At 60.4% G+C, this 14,553-nt stretch carries 12 protein-coding genes and 1 tRNA gene; all 13 read right to left on the reverse strand.

Features of this window, described 5'->3' with window-relative positions; all coding sequences use genetic code 11:
* Positions 1-5: 5 nt before the first annotated feature.
* On the reverse strand, positions 6-1,193 hold the full coding sequence (locus ACXYMP_RS07285; protein ID WP_458905380.1) for a glycine C-acetyltransferase: 1,188 nt from the start codon (positions 1,191-1,193) through the stop codon (positions 6-8).
* Positions 1,194-1,289: 96 nt separating this feature from the next.
* Positions 1,290-1,850, reverse strand: a complete 561-nt coding sequence (locus ACXYMP_RS07290) for a helix-turn-helix domain-containing protein (protein WP_458905382.1) — start codon at positions 1,848-1,850, stop codon at positions 1,290-1,292.
* Between the two features lie 313 nt (positions 1,851-2,163).
* Positions 2,164-2,253: transfer RNA gene (locus ACXYMP_RS07295), tRNA-Ser, on the reverse strand.
* A 77-nt stretch (positions 2,254-2,330) separates the two neighbouring features.
* Entirely contained in the window at positions 2,331-3,173 is an 843-nt protein-coding gene (locus ACXYMP_RS07300) for a class I SAM-dependent methyltransferase (RefSeq protein ID WP_458905384.1), read from the reverse strand.
* Between the two features lie 28 nt (positions 3,174-3,201).
* The gene (locus ACXYMP_RS07305; RefSeq protein ID WP_298566078.1) at positions 3,202-3,918 is read right to left on the reverse strand and encodes an alanyl-tRNA editing protein; all 717 of its coding nucleotides are present in this window, start codon (positions 3,916-3,918) and stop codon (positions 3,202-3,204) included.
* On the reverse strand, positions 3,911-6,391 hold the full coding sequence (locus tag ACXYMP_RS07310) for a DUF3772 domain-containing protein (RefSeq protein ID WP_458905387.1): 2,481 nt from the start codon (positions 6,389-6,391) through the stop codon (positions 3,911-3,913). Before ACXYMP_RS07310 ends, ACXYMP_RS07305 begins: the two co-directional genes overlap by 8 nt.
* Positions 6,388-7,425, reverse strand: coding sequence for a cysteine synthase A (locus ACXYMP_RS07315; RefSeq protein ID WP_458905389.1), 1,038 nt, complete (start codon positions 7,423-7,425; stop codon positions 6,388-6,390). Before ACXYMP_RS07315 ends, ACXYMP_RS07310 begins: the two co-directional genes overlap by 4 nt.
* An 84-nt stretch (positions 7,426-7,509) precedes the next feature.
* The gene (locus ACXYMP_RS07320; protein WP_458906489.1) at positions 7,510-8,640 is read right to left on the reverse strand and encodes an NUDIX domain-containing protein; all 1,131 of its coding nucleotides are present in this window, start codon (positions 8,638-8,640) and stop codon (positions 7,510-7,512) included.
* Positions 8,641-8,653: 13 nt separating this feature from the next.
* Positions 8,654-9,094 carry a TrgA family protein gene (locus tag ACXYMP_RS07325; protein ID WP_298566075.1) on the reverse strand — a complete coding sequence of 147 codons (441 nt, stop codon included), beginning with the start codon at positions 9,092-9,094 and terminating at the stop codon, positions 8,654-8,656.
* Between the two features lie 138 nt (positions 9,095-9,232).
* Positions 9,233-10,438 (reverse strand): SAM-dependent methyltransferase, encoded by a 1,206-nt coding sequence (locus ACXYMP_RS07330; RefSeq protein ID WP_298566074.1) that lies wholly within the window; start codon positions 10,436-10,438, stop codon positions 9,233-9,235.
* A 350-nt stretch (positions 10,439-10,788) separates the two neighbouring features.
* Positions 10,789-12,015: an aminotransferase class V-fold PLP-dependent enzyme gene (locus ACXYMP_RS07335; RefSeq protein ID WP_458905392.1), complete on the reverse strand. Its 1,227-nt coding sequence runs from the start codon at positions 12,013-12,015 to the stop codon at positions 10,789-10,791.
* Positions 12,016-12,193: 178 nt separating this feature from the next.
* Complete coding sequence (locus ACXYMP_RS07340; protein ID WP_298566072.1) at positions 12,194-13,828, reverse strand: BCCT family transporter; 1,635 nt, start codon at positions 13,826-13,828, stop codon at positions 12,194-12,196.
* A 47-nt stretch (positions 13,829-13,875) separates the two neighbouring features.
* On the reverse strand, positions 13,876-14,289 hold the full coding sequence (locus ACXYMP_RS07345; protein ID WP_458905394.1) for a universal stress protein: 414 nt from the start codon (positions 14,287-14,289) through the stop codon (positions 13,876-13,878).
* Between the last annotated feature and the right edge of the window lie 264 nt (positions 14,290-14,553).

A 14,553-nucleotide genomic window follows, 5' to 3' on the forward strand; every position in this document is an offset into this window, starting at 1 on the left:
TAGGCTCATTTGATCACTCCCAAATCACGACCCACTTTGCCGAACGCAGCCAGCGCGCGGTCAAGCTGTTCGGTGGTCAAAGCGGCGCTCATCTGTGTGCGGATGCGCGCCTGTCCATGCGGCACGACCGGGAAAAAGAAGCCCGAGACATAGACGCCTTCGTCAAACAACCCGGCCGCCATTTTCTGTGCCAAGGGGGCATCACCCAGCATCACCGGAATGATCGGATGCTCGCCGTCCAGCAGCTTGAAGCCCAGCTTGCTCAGCCCGTCCCGCCAGTATCGCGCGTTTTCAAACAGCTTCGTGCGAAGGTCCGCGCCTTCTTCCACCAACCGGATCGCCTCAAGCCCCGCCGCAACAATCGACGGCGGCAAGGCGTTCGAGAACAGATAAGGTCGCGCCCGTTGGCGCAACAGGTCAATCACCGGCTGCGGCCCGGCAATATAGCCGCCAAGCGCGCCGCCAAGCGCCTTGCCCAGCGTGCCGGTCAGGATATCCACATCGACGCCGAAGTGATCCGGCGTCCCTGCCCCGTGTGGCCCCATGAAGCCGGTCGCGTGGCAGTCATCCACCATCACCACCGCGTCATATTCCTTTGCCAATCGGGTGATTTCCGGCAGGTTGGCCAGATAGCCATCCATCGAAAACACGCCATCGGTGGCGATCATCACATGCCGCGCGCCACCCTCGCGCGCCTCTTTCAGCTTCGCCTCCAGATCGCCCATGTCGTTGTTGGCGTAACGGAAGCGCCGCGCCTTGCACAGCCGGATCCCGTCAATGATCGACGCATGGTTCAGCGCATCCGAGACGATCGCATCCTCCGGCCCCAGCAGCGGTTCAAACAACCCGCCATTCGCATCGAAACAGGCGGCGAACAGGATTGAATCGTCCTTGCCCAGAAACGCCGCCAGTTTCTTCTCCAATTCGCGGTGCAAATCCTGCGTGCCGCAGATGAACCGGACCGAGGCCATGCCGAACCCCTTGTCCTTCATCACGTCGCACGCAGCGCGGATCAGGTCGGGGTGATCGGCCAGCCCCAGATAGTTGTTGGCGCACAGGTTGATCACCTCGTGCCCGCCCACGCTGATTTCCGCCCCCTGTGGCGAGGTGATCAGCCGCTCGCGCTTCATCAGCCCGTCGGCCTCGATCCCGGCAAGCGTGGATTGCAGTTCGGAAATGAAACGGTCGGACATGGGAGGCTCCTGTGTTTTGATACCGAAACGCTACTATAGCGGACAAATGTCCACAATATGGGATTTCACCTTGGCAAACAACTGTCCGCCAGTTCGTTACCCGCCTTTGACGACAAGGAAGGCGCGCGCGCGCCCTTCGGCCTGCAACCGGTGTGGCACGTCCGCCGCATAACGCGCGGTTTCACCTGTGTTCAGCCGGTCAGACACATCACCGCTGGTCACGGTCAGCACACCTTCGATCACGGTCAGGTTCTCTTGCGTGCCGTGGGCGTGGGGCGCTGACTCCAAAACGCCATCCTTGGCAAAGCGCAGCTCGTAGACCTCGTGTTGGCCTGCATCCTCGGGCGGCGACAGAATGCGGATCGTGCAGCCTGCGCCGTGGTTCTCGATGGTCGGCACTTCCTGCGCGCGCAAAACGTCGATCTGGTTGCCTGCCTGATCCTCCAGGAGCCCCGCGAAATCGACCTGCAATGCGCGCGTCAGGTTCCACAGCGTTGACACCGTGGGCGAGGATACGCCCCGCTCGATCTGGCTGACCATGCTGCGCGACACACCTGATAGCCTGGCCACCGCTTCAAGCGACAGCCCTTGCGTCCGCCGCGCCTGTTTCAGGCGGGCCGGAAGACGCGAGAGGATCGAGTCAGGTTTGTCCATCATATTGGACGGTAAGGCCGGCTTGGTTGGCTTTCCAGTGGAAAATGGTGAACGGCGCGCAGGTTCGGATGGCTTTATGCCTTGGGTCAACCAGTTCGCATACGCTTTCGGCGAGGGCGCATTCCCTTAGCTGCTGCCTTTGCTGACCTTGGCTATCCGACCAACGGATCGCCTGAATTCACGCGCTCTGGCAAACATGCACTCCAAGAAATGGCGGATGCACGACCTGCCGCGACCAAGCCGCCAACGCGCCACCGGCGGAGGTCATAAGCGCAGTGGTCGGAACATCGGTCCAAGCAGTATCGGTCGGGTAAGGTGGCGGAGCGGAAGGGATTCGAACCCTCGAGACGGTTCCCCGCCTACACACTTTCCAGGCGTGCGCCTTCGACCACTCGGCCACCGCTCCGCCGCCGTTGCTACAGCAAAAGCCCAAGCGGGTTCAAGCGGTCATTGCAAATTTTGTGGTCGGCATTCTGAGGGGCTTTAGCGGTGTGCGAAAAGCGAGAACGACAGGGGCAACCAGCGCTTGTCGGGCCAGCCATACATCCCGTCGCCGGTGGGTGTCAGGCAGCTGAAAAGTGGCCATGGCACGCTGTCATGTTCGTTGAAGCATTCCAACGTAAGCCCAGCCCCGATGATCGCGTTCAGGATGTCCGAAAGCGTGTGATCAAACCAGTATTCGTGGCCCGCCTGAAGCGTGGGGAAATCGCCGGTATAGTCGCGCGGGGCGTCATCTTTCCATGTTTTGCGGTCGAAATATGGGGCCAGGTAGCCGGGGCGCCCGTCAGGTAACGCCATGGTTTCGTCGTCAAACACCATTGCCGCCGGGTGCCCTTCGGCCAGATAGAGCCGCCCACCGGGCTTCAGAAGCCCCGCGACAATCCCGGCCCAACGCGGCAGATCGGGCAGCCACCCAACAGCCCCCCACGTGATGAACACCAGGTCGAACTGGCCAAACCGGGCCAGCGCGTCTGGGGCGTCATACAGGTCAGCCTCTACGAATTGGGCGCGGGGTGACAGATCCAGCTCCTCTGCCAATGCCCTGGCCAGCTCTACGGCCTTGGGCGAGAAGTCCAACCCCACAACGTCGGCACCCTGTTGCGCCAAGGTTAAACTGTCACGCCCGAAATGGCATTGAAGGTGGGCGATCTTCAGACCCGCGACGTCGCCGATATCGGCACGTTCGATCGGGTGCAGGGTTGCACGACCTTCGCGCAGCGGCGTCAGGTCATAGGCGTCCGCCTTCAAATGAATCGCGACGCGCTCATCCCACGTGGCCTTGTTGGCGGTTGCCCAGTCGTCGGGGACGTTTCTACGATCTGCCATTGTTATCCCCTTGCGTCTGAGTTCCGTTTCAATCGTCAAGATGGATGCTGAACCGCCGGTTCAACCGGCTTTTCTTTTCCACCTTGCCAAAGCGAATGCGGCCAATCTCGGCGCTGCGGGCCACATGGGTGCCGCCACAGGGTTGCAGATCGACCTGTTCATCATCGGTGCCAATACGCACCAGTCGCACGCGCCCAGCCCCCTTGGGAGGCTGCACGGACATGGTTTTGACCAGGCCCGGATTGGCCGCAAGCTCGGCATCTGTGATCCATGTTTCGGATACCGTCAAATCGCGCGCAATCAAGGCGTTCAACGCGTCTTCCAGCGCCTGTTTGTCCTCGGGTGGTTCCTCCATCGCGAAATCAAGGCGCGACTTCTCCGCCCCGATCTGTCCCCCCGTGACCGGCAAGGGGATGACAACGGACAACAGGTGCAAGGCCGTGTGCATACGCATGTGGCGCAGGCGCAGATCCCAATCCAGCGCCTGCGTGACTGTGGCACCGACGGGCGGCAATTCGGCGCCGTCCTCCGGAACCAAGGCAATCGCGTCTCCGTCACCCTTCAAGGTGTTTACCACTGTGGTCGTGGTGCCTTCCCAGCTGATCTGCCCACGGTCGCCCGGCTGACCACCCCCGTTGGGATAGAACAGGCTGCGATCAACAACAATGCCGCGGTCCGTGTGGGCCAGCACCCTGCCCTGCGCCTCGCGCAGATAGGCGTCATCGCGAAAGAGCGGCTCAGTCATCGCCATCTCCGTCGTCGCTTTCGTGCATGTCTTCGACCGTCAATGCCGAAACCGCAGGGGGTTCGTTGGTCGTGGCCGGAGGTGAGGCGGGCGCTGTTGGTGCGGCCAAAGGAGCGGCCGCGGCGGCGGTCAGAACCTCTGGGTTACGCAACCAGATGTCACGCTGCGCATAGGGAATTTCGATCCCCTCTTCCACAAAGCGGCGCGCGATTTCGTGGTTAATCTCACTTTTGACCGTCAGCATGTAGTTCACGTCGCTCAGGATCGCGCGGATCTCGAAATCAAGGCTGTCCGCCCCGAAACCCTGAAACACGACATTGGGTGGCGGGTTGACGGTGACCATCGGATGGTTCTCGGCAATCTCGCGCAGGATCTCTTCGATCCGGCGGGTGTCAGAGCCATAGGCAACCCCCACCGGCACGATCACCCGGCCGATGGAATTGCCGCGGGTGTAGTTGGTGACAACACCTGACACCAGATCGCTGTTGGGCAGGATCACATCGGTGCGGTCGAAGGTTTCGATCCGGGTCGCGCGCACGGAAATGTCACGCACATAGCCCATCTGTCCGCCCACCTCGATCCAGTCGCCTTCGGAAATCGGCCGTTCGATCAGAAGGATGATACCGGACACGAAGTTCGACACGATGGTTTGCAGACCGAAGCCGATCCCGACCGACAGCGCGCCGGCGATAATGGCAATCGAGCTCAGGTCAATCCCGGCCGACGTGATCGCGATCACTGCCGCCAGAAAAATGCCGACATAGCCGACACCGACGGAAATGGCGTTCTGCCCGCCCTTGTCCAGCTTGGTCTTAGGCAAAATCGAAGCCTTAAGCGCCGATTGTGTGGCCCGCGTCGCGGCATAGCCGACGCCGAATATCAACGCGAACACCACGAAGGTGCGCGGCGTTACACGCGCCTCGCCCAGCTGGAACCCTTGCAGGAACGTGGTCCACAGCTCGGTCAGGTCCGTAGGACGCGCGCCCCACACAAGCGCAAGAAGCGGGAGCGACAACAACACCAAAACGGTGGTCATCAAGACCGGCAGAAGCGCCTGACCCGCCTCTTCTTCACTAAGCTTGCGCACCACACCATAGAGGTTGGTCAAGAAGACGTGCAACAGTGCCAGCACCGCAATGATACCCATCGTTGTCACTGTGGGGAACATGGTCGATACGGCCAGACTGGTATACCCAATCGCCGCCAAAACAGGCGAGGCGATGCCCACCAGTTCGCAGCTGCGTCCGATCAGCACGACGATACGTTCGCGGAAGGTCTTTCCTTCAGTGCCGGTCTGTTCGTCGGCATGGCGGCGCAAAAGGCGGCCGATCCGCACGAGCAGATAGCCAGAGCCGACCAGGATCGGGAAAACCAAAACGGCGAGCGTCCCGTCAGAGTAGTTTTCGTTCTTGGCCAGCCGGGACAGCACCACCCAGACGCCAAGCAAAAGCCCAAGAAGCGCGACATTTACCCGGGCCTCGGCACGTTGTGCGACGCGCGGCAGTTCAATCAGCGACCCGCCGCTTGTTTCGGCTGAGAACAACCGGGTTCCAATCCACAACCCGCCAAACAGCAGGAAGCCGAACCAAGGCAGCGCATCCACGATGACCTGCCCGCGAAGCCCAAGCACACCGGCAAGGTTCAATGCCTTGATCAGTGCGAAGATACCAATCAGTGGCGCGACCACCTGCCCCAGCGACATGGCAAACCCCACAACGCCGCGCGACGGCCCGCTGCGCTGGTTCCTGACGCGGCTGCCAAGGCGGATGATCCAGACACGGCTGAAGAAAATCAACACGAAGGCGATGATCAGCAGCAAAAGGGTCAGCGGCAAATCCGCGTTGAGGTCGGCACGCTGCGCGTCACTGCCCCATGCTTTTCGCACTTCGTTGACCGCCAGGTCCAAAGAGGTCTTCAGATCCAAAAAAGCTTGTGGCCATATCGCCGGATTGACCGGGCTTGGACCCAGCTTCAGGATCTGATCCGCCTGACGCGCGCGCACCAGACTGTCTATTTCACGGATCAATACATCGGCGCGGGAAAACGCCTCTTCTGCCTCTTGCACCGGCAGTTGCGCAGAATTCAGCTTGTTGGTCAGTTCGCTGCGGCGCTGTGTCAGGACGGCAGGTTCCGACCCTGCGGTCTCGGGTTCTGGGCCAAGCGTCGAAAGTTGGGTCTTCAACGTATTGATACGGATAGAGTTTTCGGCCTGAGCATCCGCAAAAAGGTCACGCCAGTCGGACAGTTCCTGACGCAAATCCGCCAAGACCTGATCCGAAGCGCGCCCGACCTCGACCGCGCCTTCCACCCGCTCGGCCACGCGGTCCCATGCCGCATAGTCCGGCGCACCGCTGGTCGTCACCACATAAGACGGCGTGCGCTCCTCTTTCTCAAGGCGCGCGTCCTGCGCGAAGGCGAACGACGAAAGGGCCAGCCAGAAGGCGGCCAGAAAAAACGTAAGGCTGCGGGTCATTCGACCTCCTCGAACGCTTCCGGCAGAAAGGCGGGACCGCGATCAAGCCATTCTGGCACCGGCAGCTCTTTTTCACGCAGAAACTCGGGGTTGAACAGTTTTGACTGATAGCGCGTGCCATAATCGCACAAGACCGTCACAATGGTGTGGCCCGGTCCCATTTCCTGCGCCATGCGAAGGGCGCCTGCAACGTTGATGCCGGACGATCCGCCCAGACACAGACCTTCGTTTGCAAGCAGATCGAAGATGATCGGCAGCGCCTCTTCATCGGGCACCTGCCACGCCATGTCGGGGGTGAACCCTTCAAGGTTCTTGGTGATCCGCACTTGTCCGATGCCCTCGGCGATCGACCCGCCTTCCATCGCGATTTCGCCGGTGGTGTAGTAGCTGTAAAGGCCCGCCCCCATCGGATCGGCGATGCCGATCTTCACCCCCTTGGGCTGAAGCGCCATGCCGACACCCGCCAGCGTGCCGCCTGATCCGACCGCGCAGACGAACCCGTCCACCTTGCCGCCGGTCTGGTCCCAGATTTCGGGGCCGGTGGTTTCGACATGGGCCTGACGGTTGGCAACATTGTCAAACTGGTTGGCCCAGATCACGCCGTTGGGTTCAGTTATCGCCAGCTTTTCGGCCAGACGGCGCGAATAGTGGATGAAATTGTTCGGGTTGCGATAGGGCGCGGCCGGAACCTGCACCAGTTCTGCCCCGGCCAGGCGCAACATGTCTTTCTTTTCCTCGGACTGGGTTTCCGGGATCACGATCACCGTTTTGAACCCCATCGAGGCACCAACCAGCGCCAGACCAATGCCCGTATTGCCCGCCGTGCCTTCCACAATCGTGCCGCCGGGTTTCAGGTCACCGCGTGCGACGGCATCTTTGATGATATACAGCGCCGCCCGGTCTTTGACGGACTGGCCGGGGTTCATAAATTCGGCCTTGCCAAGAATTTCGCACCCGGTCGCCTCCGAGGCGGCTTTCAGGCGGATCAGGGGCGTATTGCCCACTGTAGCCTCGAGGTCTTTCTTGATGTCCATTTTCTGCCCCTTGTTCGCGCGTTGTCCCTACAATCTGTAGGGGCTGACACCTAGGGGTTCAAGGGGCCGTTGACGGCGGAACCGTCAGCATCCGGCCCGAAGTCGATCACGGTTATGCGAGAGCCAAAGCGCGCTTAGAACCAATGGCCCGCAACCCGCCTCGCCGCTCTGCACCAGACCCATCAGCTTGTCGAACGCGATGACATGGGTTCGGATGTCTTCGGCTTCGTCCACGACACCGCCAAAACCGGCCACATCGTCGGGCAGGTCGCACAGGGCGACATAGGTGTAAAAGAATTCGGTGCTGGCACCGGGGCTGGGATAGTGGTGCGGCAAGGGCAGCAAGCGGTCTAGCGTCAGGCCGGCTTCCTCTTGCGCTTCACGGTGGGCGCAGGCCTCAGGCGTTTCGCCGGGGTCGATCCGACCTGCGATGGGTTCCAGCAGCCAAGGGGACGGATCGCCCCGCATATGCGGCCCCATGCGGAACTGTTCAATCACCATCACCCGATCGCGCACCGGGTCATAGGGCAAAACGATCACCGCATCCCCGCCGACAAAGGCGGATCGGGTCACTGTCTCGCTCATCTCGCCTGAATAGCGGCGAAAGGACAGGGTTTGCTCTTTCATGGCGAAAAAGCCGGTATAGGGCTGGGCTTCTGCAGTAACGCGCACATCCTGAGCGCCGTATGCCGCCCTGAGCGTGGTGGGCGAGGCATTGTTGCGCGCGCGCAACCGGCTGGCGGCACGCACACGGATCATCGCAAACCGCTCGGCGATCTGTTTGGGGGTCAGCGTGCCGAAGGTGCCCATGACCTCGCGCGCGGCCTCAAGCGTGAGATCACCCCACGCCGCAACCCAATCGTCCAACGACCATGGGTCACCGGCAGTCCAGAGGCCGGGATCGGGGAAATAGACCTGCGCCGTTACGGGGGCCGCCTGCCCGTCAGGATGGACGGCAAGCGCCTGCAGCGTGTAGTCGAAACCACCTTCGTAGAAATCAAGCCGCGCTTTGGCTGTGTCCGACAGTTCTTCGACCAACAGCCCCTGCGCCACGGCGTCTGGATCGTTCGGACAAGCCTGGATCATCGGAAACGGCTGATCTTTGACCCAGCTGACCTTGTGCGCGGGCAAACAGGCCGGTTTCGCCTGATAGGACTGGCCTTGCAACACCAGCTCCAACAAGGGGCGGTAACACAAGGTTCCATAGAAAAACATGGCGCTCACGGGGTCAGCCCCACGCGCGCGCCGCCCGGAACGCACACCAAGCGCCGATCGCGCCGCCCAGAACGGCCGTGGCAATGACCTCGCCAGTGAAATATTCCAAAAACAGTTCGGTCCCGATGACAAAGATGTCCTGCACCGCTTCGACCGGCCCATCATAGGCTTTTCGCATGCTTTCCCCGATCATGTGGGCAAAGGCAAACACGAACAGCGTCACGCCGACCTGCACCAACGTCGTCGTCACCGCATTCGCGCCAACGCTGCCAAGGCGTCGATCTGCACGCGGGCCAAGGAACTTCCAGCCCACCGCCAACCCGATCGCGGCACAGATCGGCGAAAACTTGGACAGGTCGCGCCCCTCTTCCATCAGGGGTTTGATCATTTCGGCACAAAACCAGCCAGTGACGGCCAGGATAATCGCGGCAACAAGTTTCGCGGCTGTGGGCATGGGTCTCTCCTGCGCATGCGACGCTTTTTCAGGCACTTTTCTCAGGGGGGTATGGCCATTTTATGGCGCATTTGGCGCGAAGTTGCGCAATGTTGTCCTGACGCCACGCTTCCATGAGCCGTCTGACCGGCGTTCCCGTCAGGCCGGGTTCTTGAGCGTCACCTGCACCACATCGCAATTGCCCGAATGAAACGCCGCCGCGCAGGAGGTCAGATAAAAGTTCCACATGCGGCGGAAACGGTCGTCAAACCCCAGCGTGGCGACGCGCGCCCATTGGGCGTTGAAGACATCGTGCCACCGCCTGAGCGTCATCGAATAGCTTTCCCCGAACGTGATCTGATCACGGAAAGCCAACCCGGCCTTCTCGACCTCGGCGCGCAACGCGGTCTTTGACGGAAGCATCCCGCCAGGGAAGATGTATTTCTGTATGAAATCAACGCCTTTGCGGTAGGTCTCGAACCGCTTTTCCGTGATCGTGATGATCTGCAGGACCGCTTGGGCGCCGGGGCGCAGGCACTTTCGCAGGGTGCCAAAATAGACCGGCCAGTATTTCTCGCCCACCGCCTCGAACATCTCGATTGAGGCGATCCCGTCATAGCGTCCCGTCTCGTCGCGGTAGTCCTGCATCTTGATGTCGACCAGATCCGACAAGCCGGCCTTGCGGATGCGTTCGACCGCGAAGTCATGTTGCTCCTGGCTTATTGTCAGACCCGTGACGCGGATGCCACGGCGCGCGGCATGTTCTGCAAATCCGCCCCAACCACAGCCGATTTCCAGCACATGATCGCCCGGACCCACGCCCATCTGGTCGATCATCGAGGCATATTTCTGCGCTTGCGCCGCCTCAAGACTGTCCTGTCCGCTTTTGAACAGGGCCGAGGAATAGGTCATCGTGTCATCCAGCCAAAGCGCATAAAAATCATTGCCCAGATCATAGTGGTAACTGATGTTTTTCTTGGCCCGCTTCTTGCTGTTGGAATTCATCAGATGGCGCATGCGTTCATAGGCGCGCAGGAATATCTGGCCGGGAAAGCCGTCATACAGCATGTCATTGTCATCTTGCAGCAGATCCAGAAACGCCTGCAAATCCGGTGTGGACCAGCCACCGTCGATATAGGCGTCGCAAAAGCCAAGATCGCCTTCGCGGATCAAGCGCGCAAAGACGTCGGGATCATGCACGCACAGTTCAGCCACATAGCCCGGATGCGCCCCGTCCGCACGAAAGCGGCGCCCGTCGGGCAAAACGAAATCAAGACGGCCGCGGTTCATCCGACACGCGGCGTCAAAAACGCTTGGGAAATAACGAGGCAGTCCATCCTGCCCCGATGTGCTTTTCAGGATCATCGCGCCCCCCATGGTCTGGCCCTGACAGGGAAAGGCTAGGCCCTCGTTGGCCGGGCTGGCAAGATGGTTGCCATGCAGATGCAGCGCATATGCGCTGCGGATGCGAAGGCGGCGGGCACACGCGCAACCGCGTTTCGCACCGTCTCAAGGCAAGCGATGTTGGCCTTTTCAAGCGCGCTATTCGCCCGCGCAGGGCCAGCGGGGCAACAGGCAATAGGGTGCAAAACGGTCCCTGCGCGTGCAGAAGATTGCCAGCATCTGGCGCAATAAATTGCCAGTCGCACCTGTTTCAGGGCACCTAAAAAGTAGATCAAAAAGCGCCGCCAACTTCATGTTTTTAAGCTATTAACTTAAAGCACCTGATCCAGCGCAGTGATCAGTTTCGTCACTTCCGCCTCTGTCGTGTAATGCGTGAAGCTTACCCGCAGCACGCCGTTTGCAGGATCGACCCCTTGCGCGCGCAACGCGCGTTCAGCATAGAAATCTCCGCCGCCGGCCATGATGCCATGGGCCGCGAGTTTCTGTGCCAGCACAAGGCCCGGCACCTGCGCTGCCATTGCAACCGTCGGCGCGCGGTTTTCCGCCTGTGACGGCCCCAACACGCGCACCGAGTTTTTCGAAGACAGATAGTCCAGAAGGGGTTGCAACAGTCTCACCTCGTGCGCGCGTTGCAGATCATGGACCCCGGCGGTTCGCCCGGCCGTGTCCCCGCTTAGCCCGTGATGGTCGGCCAGAGCGTCGACATAATCTGCCATGCCGGCCGAGGCCGCGATTTGCGCATGGTCAGGTCCGGCAGGGGTGAACCGCTTGTAAAGCGCGCCCGCATTGAAGAAATGCCCCTGATTGGGCAGCACCTCCCCCAAGGCGCGGCGGATGACCATCAGCCCCTGATGCGGCCCATAGGTCTTGTAGGCTGAGAACAGATAGATATCCGCGCCCAGCGTGTCCACGTTAACAAACCCATGTGGGACATAACTGACGCCGTCGACGCAGCTATAGGCCCCTGCGGCCTTTGCCATGGCGCAGATGGTGGCGACGTCATTGATCTCTCCGACCACGTTGGAACAATGGGGAAAGCAGACCAGCTTGACCTTGGCGTCGCTCAGCAGGTCGGCAAGATCGGCAAGGGACAACTGGCCTGTTTCGGCGTCAAGCTGCCATTCGCGCACCTCGACCCCTTCGTCGGCCAGTCGCCGCCATGGGCCTGTGTTGGCCTCGTGGTCCTGATTGGTGACAATGATGGCATCGCCGGGCGCGAGGTGCTGCTGGAAGGCCTGTGCCAGAACATAGGTGTTCTGGGTGGTCGAGGGGCCAAAGCTCAACTCATCCGTGGCCACGCCCAACATGGCGGCCAGCCTGCTGCGGGCCTCGTCCATTTCCTCGCCCGCCAGCCGCGACGCCTCATACGGCCCATAGGGCTGCACCTTGCGTTGATGGTAAAAGCGGGTCAGCCGGTCAATTACGGGCTTGCATGTATATGACCCGCCCGCGTTTTCAAAGAACGCCTGCCCCTGCAGGCTTGGCTCGGCAAAAGCGGGAAACTGCGCCCGCACCCAGTTGATATCAAGTTCGGCCACGCCAAAGCTCCTTGCAATTTGAAACGCCCGCCCCTCGCAAGGGCGCGGCGACGGTTGACGTAACCCGCGCGCGGACCACATCGAAAAGCAGCCCCATCGCTAGGGGTCACCTTTGCCCTGGTCAAGAAAAAAGCCCCACCAGAGCGATCCGGCGGGGCTTTCGTTTGATCTTAGGTGGTTAGCGTTTCTCGGCCATCAGCCCGCGCAGGATTGACCAGCACATCAGCAACAGCACGAGTGTGAAGGGCAAACCCGTCGAAATCACCATCGCCTGCAAGGATCCAAGCCCCCCACCGATCAGCAATGCAATCGCCACAGCACCTTCGAAGATGCACCAGAAGACACGCTGCGGGACCGGGGCGTCAACTTTGCCGCCGGCTGTGATCGTATCAATCACCAGCGATCCGGAATCCGACGAGGTCACGAAGAACACGACGACAAGCACGATGCCGATGAAGCTGGTGATCTGTGCAAAGGGAAGCTCTTTGAGCATGGCAAACAGCTTCAGTTCCAGCGGGGCTTCGTTGACAGCCTGATACCCGTCCTGAACGAATTGGGTGATCGCGGTGCCACCAAAGACGGCCATCCACAGAACACAGACAAAAGTCGGGATCAGAAGCACGCAGATGATGAATTCACGCACCGTGCGGCCACGCGAAACGCGGGCGATAAACATGCCGACGAAGGGTGACCAGGAAATCCACCACGCCCAATAGAACGCGGTCCAGCCTTGCGAATAATTCGCGTCCTCGCGTCCGAAGGGTTGGGACAACGGAACGATGTTCGCGAAATAGCTGACGATTGAATCCCAAAACAGGGTCAGGATCGCGACGGTCGGTCCAACCAGAAGAACGAAGAACAGAAGCAAAAAGGCCAGCCCCATATTCAGTTCTGACAGCACCTTGACCCCGCCATCCAAGCCGCGGACGACCGACACAAGGGCCACCGCGGTGATCAACGTGATCAAGATGACTTGCGTTGTGGTGCCGATGGGCACGCCGAACAGCTCGTTCAGACCAGCATTCGCCTGTGTCGCGCCATAGCCAAGCGATGTGGCCAGACCGAACAACGTGGCAAACACGGCAAGCGTGTCGATGACATGGCCGGTCCAGCCCCAGACCCGCTCCCCGAAGATCGGGTAGAACGCCGAGCGAATGGTAAGCGGCAGCCCTTTGTTATAGGAAAACAGCGCCAGAGCGAGCGCGACAACAGCATACATCGCCCAAGGGTGTAGCCCCCAGTGATAGATCGTTGCGGCCATGCCCAGCTTGATTGCGGCCTCTTGATCGCCCGCAGCCGCCCCCAAGGGCGCCCAGTCGGTGCGCGCACCGCCTTCACTTGCCGTCCCGCCAAGTGAGGAAGAGAAATGGCTCATCGGTTCGGAAACGCCATAGAACATCAGCCCGATGCCCATGCCTGCGGCAAACAGCATGGCAAACCAGCCAGCATAGCCATAGTCGGGTGTCGCGTCCTCTCCGCCCAATCGCACGCCGCCCCACGGGCTTACGATCAGAAACAGGCAGAAAAGCACAAAGAAGTTGCCGGCACTGAAGAAGAACCAATCGAAATTCGACGTGAGCCACGGTCGCATCGCGCCAAAGATCGCTTCTGCCTGTTCCGGCAGGGCAAGCGCATAGAAAACGAATGCGACGATTGACAGACCCGAGATCAGAAAGACCGGGTTGTGAATATCAAGCCCGAACGGGCCCATTTGCGTTTGGATATTGTCCTGACCAATTTCGTAATCGGTATCGATGATGTCATACGCCCCTTCGGGCTCGGGTATGCCTTGTGGTTCGCTGGATTCAGCCATCACGGCCTCCTATATTCGTTTCTGACATGTTTCTGATCGCATCGCGTTCAGCGGACCAGAAACACCGATGCCTTGGTGTGTGCGGCAAGCTTGGTGCCGTTGGATGGCCAAATGACATCCAACAGGCCCGGTGCATGGGTCGCCATGACCACAAGATCCGCGCCCGTTTCTTTGACCGCCTCGATCAAGGCATCATCGACATCTGTCACGACATCGTGGCTCAGCATGGATTTATGCACTGCGGCGTGGCCGTGTTTTGCGCTTTGCTCTGCAGCGAATGCCGCAAGTTTTTCATCGTATTCTTTGGGATTGTGCCCAAGAGGCGAAGGCGTTTCGGCGGTTACGCCGACGTAACACACTTCGATCCCATATTGCGCGGCAAGCTTCGCCGCACAGGTCAAGGATTTTTCAAGCTTGTCCGCATGGGCAAGATCGACGGGAACCATGATCCGATTAAACACATGTCCCTCCCTTTTTTCTTTGGTTGGGGTGTGCCCCAATCCATGGGCGTCAGTTCCCCCCCGGCCAAGGGCAACGAACTTTGATGACCCCGAAGTCGGGGCCACAACGAGGTTTTCACGAACCGGTTCGCAGGGCCACGCTACACCGAAAAGCTTCGAACTCGCAAACAGCCCCCTTCCGGACATCTCTGACACCGACCCAAAACCTTCGGGGCTCTGGCCGGACAGGTGGCTTTTCGGATTTCCCAGCGCAGGGTTGCGGCG

The sequence above is a fragment of the Aliiroseovarius sp. CAU 1755 genome, from assembly GCF_054482655.1.